Origin of the sequence: Nocardioides okcheonensis (assembly GCF_020991065.1) — a bacterium.
GTDB classification, from domain to species: domain Bacteria; phylum Actinomycetota; class Actinomycetes; order Propionibacteriales; family Nocardioidaceae; genus Nocardioides; species Nocardioides okcheonensis.
In genome coordinates this window covers 1,911,178-1,925,104 of the sequence record NZ_CP087710.1, presented here as the reverse complement: position 1 = coordinate 1,925,104, position 13,927 = coordinate 1,911,178, and the positions used below count along the sequence as shown (strand labels likewise).

The 13,927-nt window shown below is 73.7% G+C and carries 11 protein-coding genes; 4 read left to right on the top strand and 7 right to left on the bottom strand.

The annotated features are described in order from the left end of the window. Positions 1-91 precede the first annotated feature (91 nt). Entirely contained in the window at positions 92-421 is a 330-nt protein-coding gene (locus LN652_RS09290; RefSeq protein ID WP_230444382.1) for a GIY-YIG nuclease family protein, read from the top strand. Positions 422-570: 149 nt separating this feature from the next. On the opposite strand, the gene LN652_RS09285 is transcribed toward LN652_RS09290, so the two are convergent. After that, a complete protein-coding gene (locus LN652_RS09285) occupies positions 571-1,974 on the bottom strand; it encodes a WS/DGAT/MGAT family O-acyltransferase (RefSeq protein ID WP_230444381.1) in 1,404 nt (467 codons plus the stop codon). A 102-nt stretch (positions 1,975-2,076) separates the two neighbouring features. Next, entirely contained in the window at positions 2,077-3,210 is a 1,134-nt protein-coding gene (locus LN652_RS09280) for a glutamate--cysteine ligase (RefSeq protein ID WP_230444380.1), read from the bottom strand. A 77-nt stretch (positions 3,211-3,287) separates the two neighbouring features. Here LN652_RS09280 and LN652_RS09275 point away from each other — a divergent pair, with 77 nt between their 5' ends. Continuing rightward, positions 3,288-4,757 (top strand): threonine/serine exporter family protein, encoded by a 1,470-nt coding sequence (locus tag LN652_RS09275; protein ID WP_230444379.1) that lies wholly within the window; start codon positions 3,288-3,290, stop codon positions 4,755-4,757. Here LN652_RS09275 and LN652_RS09270 read toward each other — a convergent pair. From LN652_RS09270 to LN652_RS09250, 5 genes are all read right to left on the bottom strand, one after another. Further along, a complete protein-coding gene (locus LN652_RS09270; protein ID WP_230444378.1) occupies positions 4,726-5,301 on the bottom strand; it encodes a DUF402 domain-containing protein in 576 nt (191 codons plus the stop codon). The two genes, LN652_RS09275 and LN652_RS09270, sit on opposite strands and share 32 nt — an antisense overlap. Positions 5,302-5,456: 155 nt before the next feature. Continuing rightward, entirely contained in the window at positions 5,457-6,875 is a 1,419-nt protein-coding gene (locus tag LN652_RS09265) for a sensor histidine kinase (RefSeq protein ID WP_230444377.1), read from the bottom strand. Continuing rightward, positions 6,875-7,597 carry a response regulator transcription factor gene (locus LN652_RS09260; RefSeq protein WP_230444376.1) on the bottom strand — a complete coding sequence of 241 codons (723 nt, stop codon included), beginning with the start codon at positions 7,595-7,597 and terminating at the stop codon, positions 6,875-6,877. Before LN652_RS09260 ends, LN652_RS09265 begins: the two co-directional genes overlap by 1 nt. A 62-nt stretch (positions 7,598-7,659) precedes the next feature. Continuing rightward, complete coding sequence (locus LN652_RS09255) at positions 7,660-8,811, bottom strand: RNA polymerase sigma factor (protein WP_230444375.1); 1,152 nt, start codon at positions 8,809-8,811, stop codon at positions 7,660-7,662. A gap of 7 nt (positions 8,812-8,818) precedes the next feature. Further along, a complete protein-coding gene (locus LN652_RS09250; protein WP_230444374.1) occupies positions 8,819-9,226 on the bottom strand; it encodes a YciI family protein in 408 nt (135 codons plus the stop codon). Positions 9,227-9,381: 155 nt separating this feature from the next. On the opposite strand from LN652_RS09250, the gene LN652_RS09245 reads away from it, so the two are divergent. Together LN652_RS09245 and hrpA are read left to right on the top strand one after the other, a co-directional pair. Continuing rightward, complete coding sequence (locus LN652_RS09245; protein WP_230444373.1) at positions 9,382-9,906, top strand: hypothetical protein; 525 nt, start codon at positions 9,382-9,384, stop codon at positions 9,904-9,906. A gap of 139 nt (positions 9,907-10,045) precedes the next feature. Then, complete coding sequence (gene hrpA, locus LN652_RS09240) at positions 10,046-13,927, top strand: ATP-dependent RNA helicase HrpA (protein ID WP_230444372.1); 3,882 nt, start codon at positions 10,046-10,048, stop codon at positions 13,925-13,927.

Sequence of the window (13,927 nt, the reverse complement as noted above, 5' to 3'; positions counted from 1 at the left end):
CGCAGCGAGCCTCGAAACCACGTCCGCGTGTCCTCCACAGATCGCCGCCACCCCCTCGCGAGGACGCTCGCCGGTGGCGACGATCACTCCCATGCCCTTCGTCTACCTGCTTCGCTGCGCAGACGGGTCCTACTACGTCGGCAGCACCCGCAGCCTCGAGCTGCGGATGTTCCAGCACAACTCGGACCGAGACGGATGCGCCTACACCCGCTCGCGGCGCCCCGTCACGCTCGTGTGGCAGGAGGAGGTGGAGAACGTCGGCATCGCTTTCTCCCTCGAGAAGCAGATCCAGGGCTGGAGCCGTCGCAAGCGTGAGGCCCTCATCCGCGGGGACTACGAGGCCCTGCCCGAGCTGGCCTCGCGACGCGGCGGCAAGCCGCGCCCGAGCAACCCGCAGGGTCCTCCGCCACTCGATGGTTGAGGTGCGAGCGAAGCGAGCCTCGAAACCATGCCCGAGGTGCACGCTCGCAGGTTTCGAGGCTCGTCGCTGGCGCTCCTCGCACCTCAACCAGCGAGGTGCGCTGGCGCTCCTCCCGCCTCGACCAGCGAGGGTGCGAGGGCGTCGCTGGGTCAGACGCCGGCGGCCCGCTCGAGGGCCCTCAGCTCGGCGTCGAGGTGACCGAGCATCAGCTGGAGGCGGGGGACGGTGCGACGGCAGCCGGTCAGCCCGAAGCACAGCTTGCCGTCGTAGGACGTGCAGGTGATGTTGAGCGCCATCCCGTTGATCGGGATCGACAGCGGGTAGGTCCCGACGAGCCGGGCGCCGTTCCAGTAGTGCGTGGTGCGGGGGCCGGGGACGTTGCTGACGATCAGGTTGTAGGGCGGGCGCACGATGCCGCTCATCCGCAGCGCCGGGCCGAGGATCGCCGGCGCCTGCCCGAGGGCGCTCATCGCGAGGATCTGCGTCGGCGTCATCGACGACAGGCCCTGCTTGCCGTCGACCATCGAGCGGTGGATCGCGGCGAGCCGGTCGGCGGGGTCGGGGAGGTGGGTGCCGAGCTGCACCATCACCGACCCGACCGCGTTGCCGCCGTCGGACGACGCGAGCTGCGACTCCTTGGCCTTCAGCCCGACCGGCACCATCGACACGAGCGTGGTGTCCGGGAGCGCGTCGAGCTCGAGGAGGTACGCCCGGATCGCGCCGCTGACCATGGCGAGCACCACGTCGTTGATCGTGGTGCCGCTGGCCTTGCCGACCGCGCGGAGCCGCTCGATCGGCCAGTCCTGGGCGGCGAAGCGGCGCGAGCCGGTGATGTTCTGGTTGAGGATCGTGCGCGGGGCGTAGAGCGACAGTGCCGAGGTCTCGTTGCGGACGCTGCGGTTGAGGGTGCGGACCAGCGCCCCCGGCATGCCCGCGGCCTCGGACGCGATCGCCAGCGCGGCCCGCACGGTCTGCGCCGACACGTCGCCGAGGGACGGGGGCGAGGCGCCGTCCGCGGCCGGCCGCGGGGCGCCGGGGCGCATCGCCCACGGGGCGGGCATGTCGCGCTCGTCGGGGTCGGTGGACAGCACGCTCGCCAGCAGCCGCATCGCGGAGACGCCGTCGACGAGGGCGTGGTGGGTCTTGGTGTACATCGCGACCCGGCCGTCGCGCAGGCCCTCGATGATGGTCGCCTCCCACAGCGGGCGCTCCCACGCGAGCCGGGTGCTGTGCAGCCGCGAGCACAGCTCGAGCAGCTCGCGGATCCGGCCAGGCTTGGGCAGGGCGCTATGCCGCACGTGGTGCTCGATGTCGAACTGCTCGTCGGGCCGCCACACGAGCTGCCCGGCGGTGCGCGCGGAGCGGTGCGGGTGCTTGAGGAAGAGCGGGGCGATCTCGTCGACGTCGCGCATCTGCTCGTACATCTCGCGGACGTAGCCGCGCCCCGCGCCCTCGGGCTTCTCGAACAGCTGGAGGCCGCCGACGTGCATGGGCATGTTGCGGTTCTCGGCGAGCAGGAAGCCGGTGGCCGTCGGGTCGATCGGGTTGACCACTGCTTCTCCTCCGTGTCCGCCCCGCCCCCGGCGGCGCGTGCGTCCGCGCATCCTCTCGCCCCGGGACGAGCGCCACAACCCCGGCCCGTGGCCGGGCGGAGGTCAACGCCCCAGCGTGGTCCGCAGCTCGCCGACGATCGAGTCGACCACCGAGACCAGGTCGCCGCGGTGTGCGGCGGCGACGCGACGCTGGCGGTCGGCCGACGACCCGCGGGCGGGGATGTCGGCCACCGCACGCAGCTCGTCGTCGCAGCCCAGCCGGCGCGCGACCGGTGTGAGCCGCTCAAGCAGGTCGTCGAGGTCCTCGGTGACCAGGCGCTCGCGGTTGCGGTCGTCGAGGATGACGATCGCGTCGAGGCCGTAGCGCGCGGCGCGCCACTTGTTCTCCTGCACCTGCCAGGGCGGGAGCGTGGGCAGCCGCTCGCCGGCGACGAGGCGGTCGTCGAGGTCGACGACGAGGCAGTGCACGAGCGCGACCAGCGCGGCCAGCTCGCGGACGTCGGAGACGCCGTCGCAGACCCGGTGCTCGAGGGTGCCGAGGTGCGGCGCGGGGCGTACGTCCCAGCGCACGTCGGCCATCGAGTCGATGATCCCGGTGGTGGTCTGGTCGTCGATGCAGCGCTCGAAGTCGGCCCAGGAGTCGAAGGTGAACGGCAGCCCGGCGGTCGGCAGCTGCTGGAACATCAGCGCCCGGTTCGACGCGTAGCCGGTGTCCTGGCCGGCCCAGAACGGCGAGCTGGCGGACAGGGCGAGCAGGTGCGGGTACGTCGTGAGCAGGGACGACAGCACCGGCATCACCCGGTCGCGCTCGGGCATGCCGACGTGGACGTGGACGCCCCAGATCAGCATCTGTCGGCCCCACCACTGGGTGCGGTTGATCAGCTCCTCGTAGCGGTGCCCGTCGGTGAGCTGCTGGTGCGACCAGTCCGCGAAGGGGTGCGCCCCGGCCCCCATCAGGTCGACGCCGAGCTCGTCGGCGGCGTCCATCACCACGCCGAGCGTGCCGGTGAGGTCCTCGACCGCCTCCCCGACGGTGTGGCAGATCCCGGTCACCACCTCGACGGTGTTGCGCAGCAGCTCCTGGTGCAGCCGGTCGGGGTGCTCGAGCCGCGGGGTGGCGCGCTCGGCGAGGTCGGCAGCCGCGCTGACGAGGTCGCGGGTGTCGCGGTCGACCAGCGCGAGCTCCCACTCGACGCCGAGCGTGGGCTGCGGCGAGGCATGGAAGTCGATGCGCATGCGACAACTCTAGGGAGGTCCCGACCGGTGCCGGACCACCTGCCGCGGTGGGGCTGTCCGGGTGCCACCATGTGCGCGTGGACCAGATCGAGCAGCCGGAGGCAGCCGCCGAGTGGGCCCGAGGGGAGGCCCGGGAGCTCGCGGCGGCGTACGCCCGGGAGGAGGCCGAGGAGCGCGCGCGCGAGGAGGCGGAGCGCGCGCGGGAGATCCACCTGACCATGGACCTGTGCCTGCGCATCGGCGAGATGCTGCTGTCGTCGGGTGCGGGCGCGGCCGACGTCACCGCCACCATGCGGTCCGTCGCGGACCACCTCGGCCTGCGCGGCGCCGAGATCGACGTGACCTTCACGGCGCTGTCGATGAGCTTCCAGCGCGGCGCGGAGGAGGTGCCGATGCTGTTGCTGCGCCACGTGCAGCAGCGCGACATCGACTACGAGGACCTGACCGCGGTCGACCACCTCGTGCGTGACCTGCTGACCGACCAGGTCGACCTCTACACCGCGCGCACCCGGATGGCGACGATCGTCTCGCTCGGCCACGCCTTCCCGCGCTGGGCGGTCACCGTCGCGTGGGCGGTGATGGCCGCGGCGGTCGGAGTCTTCCTCGGCGGTGGCGCGATCGTCTCGGCCGTCGCCGCGGTGGCGGCGGTGCTGATCGACCGGGTCCAGCTCGTGATGGCCCGCCGTCGGCTGCCGTTCTTCTACCTCCAGGTCGCCGGCGGCGCGATCGCGACGGTGCTCGCGGCGGCCGTCGCGGCCACCCCGATCGAGGTCGACCCGTCGCTCGTCGTGACGGCCAACATCATCCTGCTGCTGGCCGGCATCGGCCTGATGGGTGCGGTGCAGGACGCCCTCACCGGCTTCTACCTCACCTCCGGCGCCCGCCTGATCGAGGCGATGATGGCGACCGCGGGCATCATCGCCGGCGTCGGCTTCGGCATCTCGATCGCCGACGGCCTCGGTCTGTCGCTGGGCCGGCTGGTCCCCGGCAAGCTCGGCAGCATCTCGGACCTGCCCGTGGTCGTGGTCGGAGCGGCGATCTCGGCGGCCGCGTTCAGCGTCGCGTGCTACGCCCCGCGCCGCGCCGTCGTGCCGGTCGCCTCGATCACCGGGGTCGCCGCACTGGTCTCGCAGGTCGTCACCGTCGCCGGCTTCGGCCGCGCGGCCGCCGCCGGAGCCGCCGCGTTCTTCATCGGCCTCGTCGCCTACGCCGTGGCCGGGCGGGTCCGGGTCCCACCGCTGGTCGTGGCGGTGCCGGCGATCGTGCCGTTCCTGCCCGGCCTGTCGATCTACCGCGGGCTGACGTTCCTCGCCGAGGGCGGTGCCTTCGTCTCGCAGGGCATCCTGGCGCTGATGACGGCGATCTCCGTCGCCATCGCGCTGGCCTCGGGGGTGATCCTCGGTGAGTACGTCGCCCAGCCGGTCAAGCGCGAGGCGCGCAAGCTGGAGAACCGCCTCGCCGGACCGCGGCTGGTCGGCCCGTTCCGGGCGATGACCCGCGCGGAGCGACGTGCCTTCAGGAGGTCCGAGCAGGAGTCCGACGGCTGAGCTCGTCGAGCCAGCGCTGGTGCGAGCCGTCGTACGGCGCCGCCCCCGCGCGCACAGCGGCGAGCACCTCGTCGCAGCTGGCGCGTGCGGCCGCGACGACGTCGGCGGGGTAGCGGTAGGTCACCTGGTGCTCGGCGAACTCGTCCTCGTCGTCGACGAACGTCTCGCCGGGAGCGGCGGGCGGTTCGCCCCACGGAGCAGGAAGGTCGGGCATCTGCTCGGGCAGGCGGATGACGTCGAGGTCGAGGTCGACCGCCCTCAGCACCGTCCCGTCCCAGACGGGAGGGGTCGTCATGTCGACGTAGAGGTCGCACCAGATCCCGGGTGCCTGGAACGTCGGGAGGTGCCAGCGATCGGGGTGCACGACCGTCACGGTGTCGACGGCGGAGTGGAACTCGGCGCCGGGCCGGTGGTGGTGGGTGCCGGCCGCGACGCCGATCCAGTCGCCGTGCTCGTCGGAGCCGAGGAGGATCCCGGTGAACGCCCAGTGCGCCCGGTCGCCCCACTTGGTCATCTCGCAGCTGATCGGCGTCCCCGGCTCCATGGCTCCCGACCCTAGGCGACCGAGCTGTCGCGTCTGCGCACGCGTGGGCGACCGAGCTGTCGCGTCTGCGCACGCGTGGGTTGTCGACCTGTCGCGTTTGCGCACGCGCCACGTGCAGATGCGTCAGCTCGACGGGTGGCGGGCGCGCAGATGCATCAGCGGGGGAGGCGGACCGTGATCGTCGTGTCGCCCGGGCGGCTCGCCAGCGCCACCGAGCCGCGGTGGGCCGCGACGATCGCCTCCACCAGCGAGAGCCCGAGCCCGGCGCCGCCGGCGCGGGTGCGGGCGGCGTCGCCGCGGGTGAAGCGCTCGAAGGCGCGGGGCGCGAGGTCGGGGGCGAAGCCCGGGCCGTCGTCGTGGACGGTGAAGCCGTCCGGGTCGGCCGTGACGGTGACGGTGCTGCCGGCGGGGGTGTACTTGCGCGCGTTGGTCAGCAGGTTGGTCACCACCTGGTGCAGCCGGGCGGCATCGCCGGGGACGGTGATCGGGTCCTCCGGCAGCGAGAGGCGCCACGACCGCTCCTGGTCGACAACGCGCGCGTCGTCGACCGCCTCGAGCAGCAGCCGGGACAGGTCGACGTCGGCGCGCTCGAGCGGCCGCCCCGCGTCGAGGCGGGCGAGGAGCAGCAGGTCCTCGACGAGCGCTGTCATCCGCGCCGACTCGGTCTCGACCTTGTCGAGCGCGGTGCCGGCCGTCTCGGGCCGACGGCGGGCGAGCTCGGTGTAGCCGGCGATGGTGGCGAGCGGGGTGCGCAGCTCGTGGGAGGCGTCGGCGACGAACTGGCGCACCTGCTGCTCGCTGCGGTGCCGCTGCGACAGCGACTGCTCCACGTGGTCGAGCATCCGGTTGAGCGCCGCACCGACCTGGCCGATCTCGGTGTCCTCGTCGGTGAGCCGTGCCGGGACCCGGTCGGTCATCTCGATCTCGCCGGCCGCGAGCGGGAGCTCGGAGACCCGGTGCGCCGTGTCGGCGACCTCGCGCAGCGGCGCCAGCTGGCGGCGTACGACCCAGGTGCCGGCGCCGGCGACCGCCACCACGCCGACCAGGGTGGCCAACAGCTCGAGCCGCAGCAGGTCGGTCAGGGTGTCGTCGAGCATCTCGGTGGGCAGGGCCGCGAGCTGATAGCCGCCGTCGGCGCGGGGCTGCGCCAGCGCGCGGTAGGTGCCGAGACCGGGCAGCCGCACCGTCGACGCCTCCGTGGAGCCGGTGACCGCGGTCAGCGCGGTGAGCTGGGCCGACGAGAGCGGCTGGGGCCGCACCTCGTCGCCGACCACGCCGCCGTAGCCGGACCCGTCCGCGCGCACCTCGGCCAGCACGGCGCCGTAGCGCTGCCCGAAGTACTCCCGCTCGTCCCCGTCGTCGTCGTCACGCGGGGCCGGCAACGGTCCGCGCCCCGGCCCGCCGAAGCCGCGACCGATGCTCGACCGCAGCTCGTCGTCGAGCTGGCTGGTGAGCTGCGCGCGCATGGCGAGGGTGGTCGCGGTCCCGATCAGCAGCGCGGCGACCGCGACCAGCAGCACCGCGACCGCGACCAGGCGGGCGGTCAGGGTGCGGGGGAGGCGGGGGCGCACCATCAGGTCGCCGGCTTCAGGACGTAGCCCGCGCCCCGCATCGTGTGGATCATCGGCTCGCGGCCGGCGTCGACCTTCTTGCGGAGGTAGGAGATGTAGAGCTCGACGACGTTGGCCTGCCCGCCGAAGTCGTACTGCCACACGCGGTCGAGGATCTGCGCCTTGCTCAGCACCCGGCGCGGGTTGCGCATCAGGAAGCGCAGCAGCTCGAACTCGGTCGCGGTGAGCGTGATCTCGGCGCCGGCGCGGTGCACCTCGTGGCTGTCCTCGTCGAGGGTGAGGTCGCCGACGACCAGCACGTTGCCGACGTCGGCCTGCGCCGCCGTGCCGCCGCGGCGGATCAGCCCGCGCAGCCGGGCGACCACCTCCTCGAGCGAGAACGGCTTGGTGACGTAGTCGTCGCCGCCCGCGGTCAGCCCGGCGATCCGGTCCTCCACCGCGTCCTTGGCGGTGAGGAACAGCACCGGCACGTCGCTGCCGTCCGCGCGCATCCGGCGCAGCACCTCGAGGCCGTCGAAGTCCGGCAGCATGATGTCGAGCACGACCGCGTCCGGCCGGAAGTCGCGGGCGGTCGCGACCGCGTCGGTGCCGGTGTGGGCCATCTGCAGCTCCCACCCCTCGTAGCGCAGCGCCATCGCCAGCAGCTCGGCGATGTTGACCTCGTCGTCGACGACGAGGACGCGCACGGGCGAGCCGTCGGGGCGGGTGAGCTGGGGCACGGTCATGGCCCCATCCTGCCGCGCGTTGCTGTGTGCCTGCTGTGGGCGCGCTGTCCGCCGCGCGTGCGTCAGCCGGCGCCGTTGAGACGGGCCGCCTGCCGGATCAGGTGCACGCGCTCGGGCTGGCTCGTGGCGAGGTCGGCGGCCTCGGCGTAGAGGCGCGCCGCGAGCGCGAGGTCGCCGTTGCGCTCGTGCAGGTACGCCGCGGCCGCCCGGTGCCGCGGAAGGGCGGGGTCGACCTCGGCGAGGGCGGCGAGCCCGGAGCGGGCACCGTCGGCCTCGCCCACCGCGACCGCCCGGTTGAGCCGGACGACCGGGCTGCCGGTGAGCGCCAGCAGCTCGTCGTACCACTGCACGACCTGCACCCAGTCGGTCTCCGGCGCGCTCGCGGCGTCGGCGTGCAGGGCGGCGATGGCGGCCTGCAGCTGGTACTCGCCACGGCGCTCGCGCGCCAGGGCCGCCTGCAGGAGGCGTACGCCCTCGGCGACGGCGTCCGTGTCCCACAGCGAACGGTCCTGCTCGGCGAGCGGGACGAGGGTGCCGTCGGCGCGGGTGCGGGCCGCGCGTCGGGCGTGGTGGAGCAGCATCAGTGCCAGCAGCCCGTCGGTCTCGGGGTCGCGGGCGAGGGCGGCGAGCTCGCGGGCCAGCCGGATCGCCTCGGCGGCGAGGTCGACGTCGCCGCCGTAGCCCTCGTTGAAGACGAGGTAGAGCACCCGCCGCACCGTCGCGAGGTCGCCGGGCCGGTCGAACGGCTCGCCGGCGATGGTCCGCTTCGCCCGGCTGATCCGCTGGGCCATGGTCGCCTCGGGCACGAGGAACGCCTCGGCCACCTGGCGGGTGGTGAGGCCGCCGACGGCACGCAGCGTGAGCGCGACGGCCGAGGTCGGCGTCAGGGCCGGGTGGGCGCAGAGGAAGAACACCTGCAGCGTGTCGTCGCGCTGCGCCGCAGGGCCGGGATCCGGCTCGACCTCGACCGCGGACTCGCGTCGCTGCCGCGCGGTCTCGGAGCGGACCGCGTCGACGAAGCGTCGCCACGCCACCGTGACCAGCCAGCCCTTCGGGTCGCGCGGCGGGTCGTCGGGCCACGACCGCAGCGCCTCGACGAGGGCGTCCTGCACCGCGTCCTCGGCCGCCGCGAAGTCGGCTCCGCGGCGCACGAGGACCGCGATGACCTGGGGCACCACGCCCCGCAGGACGGCCTCGTCGAAGGCGGCGGTCACGGCGGGCTCAGTCCTCGTGGCAGGGGGCGCCGTAGAACGGCCGGACCTCGAGCCACTCGTGGATCGGCCGGCCGCCCTTGCCGGGGGCCAGGGACAGCTCCGACGCGAGCGCCACCGCCCGGTCCCAGCCGTCGACGTCGACGACGTACCACCCGGCGATGAGGTCCTTGGTCTCCGCGAACGGGCCGTCGGTCACCGGGCCGGTGCCCTCGTCGTTGGCCCGGACGAACGTCCCCTGCGGGGCGAGGGCCTGCGCGTCGACGAACTCGCCGTCGGCCTCCAGCCGCTTGCCGAAAGCGTCCATGAAGGCCATGTGCGCGTCGACCTCCTCGGGCGTCCACTCCTCCATCGGGTGGTCGTTGACGGTGCCGGCGGGCACGCCGCGGTAGTGCTTGAGGATCAGGTACTTCGGCATCTTCTCGCTCCTTGTCATGTGCAGCCCATCATGGCCGCGTCCACACCGGGGTCGGAGCCGCGGACGCGTCCTCGACATCGTCGCGCGGAATTCTTCACGGCGGCCGCAGGGGACACGCACAGGTCGCGCACAGCAAGCGGGCGGAGGCTCGCCGCATGAGCGAGAAGAACCAGCCGCACGACGAGACCCAGCCGGTCCGCCCGCAGGGCGCCCCCGAGCCGCCCGCAGCACCCCGCCCGCAGGGAGGCGCCGCGCCGTCGGCTGCCGAGCCGGGTGCGTCGGCTGCCTCGAAGCCGGTCGACGCGCCGGCCGGCGCCCCGGTCGGTGCTCCCGGCGCCGCGGCGTACGCGCCGTACGACCCCGCGGCCGCCCCGGGCCCCGGCTGGGGCCGTGCCCGCCGCTGGCGCCAGCAGGCGCGGGGGGACCGGGCGTTCGGCCTCGGCGCGCTCATCGCCTCGGCGCTCGCCGGCGTGATCATCGGCGGTGTCGGCACGGCGGTGTTCCACGCCGTCACCGACGACCACGGCCCCGGCGACCGGTTCGGACAGTTCGGCCCGATGGGCGACCGCGACGGCGACGGTGACCGGGGACGCGGCCCGATGTTCGGCGGCCCGGGCGCGCCGGGCGGACTGCAGCCCACCACCCCTCCCGAGGACGACGACTCCGGCTCGAGCTCCTGAGCCCCGTCAGCGATCCCCGGCTGACCGGGGATCGCTGAACTTGTCAGGCGGTCGCTGAACTTGTCAGGCGGTCGCTGAACTTGTCAGGCGGTCGCTGAAAGGCGCCCGCGGCGGAAACCGGTTGCCGCGGTGGGCGAGAATGGCGCCCGTTGTGAAGATCACCTACCCGCCGGAGCTCCCGGTCTCCGCCCGCCGCGACGACATCGCCGCGGCCATCCGCGACCACCAGGTCGTGATCGTCGCCGGCGAGACCGGCTCCGGGAAGACGACCCAGCTGCCCAAGATCTGCCTCGAGCTGGGCCGCGGGCAGGACAAGCTGATCGGCCACACCCAGCCGCGCCGGATCGCCGCCCGCTCGGTGGCGGAGCGGATCGCGGAGGAGCTCGGCACCGAGCTCGGCGACGTCGTCGGCTACCAGGTGCGCTTCACCGACCGCACCAGCCGGGCGAGCCGGGTCAAGCTGATGACCGACGGCATCCTGCTGGCCGAGCTCCAGCGCGACCGCGACCTGCGCCGGTACGACACGATCATCATCGACGAGGCCCACGAGCGCAGCCTCAACATCGACTTCCTCCTCGGCTACCTCAAGCGGCTGCTGCCGCGCCGGCCCGACCTCAAGGTGGTCATCACCAGCGCGACCATCGACGTCGACCGCTTCGCTGCCCACTTCGACGCACCGGTCGTCGAGGTCTCGGGACGGACCTACCCGGTCGAGGTGCGCTACCGCCCGCTCCTCGAGCTGCCGGAGGACGACGAGGACGGCGAGCCGGTCCAGCGCGACCAGACCGAGGCGATCGTCGACGCGGTCCGCGAGCTGTCGGGCGAGGGGCCGGGCGACGTGCTCGTCTTCCTGCCGGGGGAGCGCGAGATCCGCGACACCGCCGACGCGTTCGACGCGCTGAGGAGCGACCGGCTGGAGATCGTTCCGCTCTACTCCCGCCTCAGCGCCTCCGACCAGCACAAGGTGTTCTCCAGCCATTCCTCGCTCGTGCGCCGCGTGGTGCTCGCCACCAACGTCGCCGAGACGTCGCTGACCGTCCCCGGCATCCGGTACGTCGTCGACACCGGCGTGGCGCGGATCAGCCGCTACTCCGTGCGGACCAAGGTGCAGCGGCTGCCGATCGAGCCGATCAGCCAGGCGTCGGCCAACCAGCGCTCGGGCAGGTGCGGCCGTGTGTCGGAGGGCATCGCGATCCGGCTCTACTCGGAGGAGGACTTCGAGGCGCGCCCGGAGTTCACCGACCCCGAGATCCTGCGCACCAACCTCGCCAGCGTCATCCTGCAGATGGCCTCGCTGCGCCTCGGCGACATCGCGCGCTTCCCCTTCGTCGAGCCGCCCGACCGGCGCAACATCAAGGCCGGCACCGACCTCCTCGAGGAGCTCGGCGCGCTGACGGCCGCCCCGGTCGAGGGGGCGGGGTCTCGAGACAGGCGCCGACGCGACCAGCGCCCGCAGGGCCCGCGGCTGACCGAGGTCGGCCGGCGCCTGGCGCGGCTGCCGATCGACCCGCGCCTGGGCCGGATGATCCTCGAGGCCGAGCGCCTCGGCTGCCTGCGCGACGTGCTGGTCATCGCCGCGGCGCTGTCGGTCCAGGACCCCCGCGAGCGGCCGGAGGAGCAGCGCGCCCAGGCCGACCAGCTGCACGCGCGCTTCACCCACGAGTCCAGCGACTTCCTCACCTGGCTCAACCTGTGGCGCCACCTCAAGCAGCAGCAGAAGGAGCTCTCGTCGAGCGCCTTCCGCCGGATGTGCAAGCGCGAGCACCTCAACTACCTCCGCATCCGCGAGTGGCAGGACTACGAGTCCCAGCTGCGCCAGGTCTGCAAGGAGATGAAGCTCGACCTCGGCAAGGGGGGTCTCGAGGCTCGCTCCGCTCGCACCTCGACCACCGATGGTGGGGAGGGCGGTGCCGCCCACGACGAGGACGGGATCCACCAGGCGCTGCTGTCCGGCCTGCTCAGCCACGTCGGCGCGCTCGAGGAGCGCGAGAAGGGCAAGCCGGGCGAGCGGCGGCCGATGCGGGAGTACCTCGGGGCCCGGGGCGCGCGCTTCGCGGTCTTCCCCGGCAGCGTGCTCAAGGGGCGCAACCCCGGCTTCCTGATGAGCGCCGAGCTCGTCGAGACGTCGCGGCTGTGGGCCCGGCAGAACGCCGCGATCCAGCCCGAGTGGGCCGAGCGCCTCGGCGCCCACCTGGTGAAGCGGACCTACTCCGAGCCGCACTGGTCGCGCAAGCGGGCCGCGGTGATGGCGCGTGAGCGGGTCACCCTCTACGGCGTCCCGCTGGTGGCCGACCGGCTCGTGCAGTACGGCCGGATCGACCCGCCGCTGGCGCGCGAGCTGTTCATCCGGCACGCGCTGGTCGAGCGCGACTGGGACTCGCGCCACCGGTTCCTCGCCGAGAACGCGCGGCTGCTCGAGGAGGCCGAGGAGCTCGAGCACCGGGCCCGCCGCCGCGACATCGTCGTCGACGAGCAGACGCTGTTCGACTTCTACGACGCCCGGGTGGGCGACGACGTGGTCAGCGGCCAGCACTTCGACCAGTGGTGGAAGCGGGCGCGGCAGAAGAAGCCCGACCTGCTCACGTTCGACCCGGACATGCTGACCAACGAGGCCGCCGGCGAGGTGCGCGAGCGCGACTTCCCGACCCAGTGGCACGACAGCGACGAGGCCGGCCTGACGTTCCCGATCAGCTATCACTTCGAGCCGGGCGCCGTCGACGACGGGCTGACGATCGACGTCCCGGTCGCCACGCTCAACCGGATCGACGCCGACGACTTCTCGTGGCTGGTGCCGGGCCTGCGCGAGGAGCTGGTGACCGAGCTGATCCGCTCGCTCCCGAAGAACCTGCGGGTCTCGATGGTCCCCGCGCCCAACACGGCGCGGGAGTTCCTCGCCGCCACCCCGCCCGGCGCGGAGCCGCTGCTCGACGCCCTCGAGCGGTTCGCCCGCAGCACCCGCAGCCTGGTCATCGACCGCGACGCGTGGGACTGGTCGAAGGTGCCGGCCCACCTGCGGCCGACCTACCGCGTGGTGACCGAGGAGGGCGCCGAGGCCGGGCGCAGCAAGGACCTCGACGCCCTCAAGGAGCCGCTGCGGCCCACGTTCGAGCGGGCCATGGCCGACGTGGCCGCCGACTCCGGGGTCACCGCCACCGGCCGGACGGCGTGGACGTTCGGCACGGTCGAGGAGTCGTTCGTGCAGCGCCGCGCCGGGCACGAGGTGCGCGGCTTCCCGGCGCTCGTCGACGAGGGCGCCACCGTCGGGCTCCAGGTGCTGGCCACCGCCGACGAGGCAGCGGCGCACCACCGGCTCGGCGTACGCCGGCTCGTCCTGCTGGCGCTCGGCCCTCCCGACCCGGTCGACGAGGTGCTGGCCGCGGCCGGCCTCGACCAGAGAGCCAAGCTCGCGCTGGTCGGGTCGCCCTACCCCTCGGTCGGCGACCTGCTCGACGACGTCCGCGCCGGCATCGTCGGCGAGGTCGTCGACGCCCGACCCGTCGTGCGTGACGAGGAGGCGTTCGACGCGCTGGTCGTCGCCGCCCGGGACGCGGTCGCGGAGCGCACGAGCGCCGCAGTCCACGACGTCATGCGCGTGCTGGAGTCGTGGCGGGCGGCGGACAGGGCGATCTCCGGGCGCACCGACCTGATGACGCTGCCGGCGCTCACCGACATGCGGGCGCAGGTCGGACGCCTGATGACCGTCGGCGTCGTGGGGGAGGCGGGGCCCTCACGGCTGCGCGACCTCAGCCGCTACCTCGCCGCGGTGACGACGCGCCGCGAGCGCCTCGACCAGCAGGTCGCCCGCGACCGCCAGCTGATGGACCAGCTCTCCGGCCTGCAGGACGCCTGGCTGCACGCCGTCGCCGCACTGCCCGACGGCCAGCCGCTGCCGCAGCACCTGCGCGACGCGCGCTGGCTGATCGAGGAGTACCGCGTCTCGCTCTTCGCCCAGCAGCTCGGCACCCGGGAGAAGGTCAGCGACCAGCGCATCCGCAAGGTGCTGGGTCGCTCCGCGTCCTAG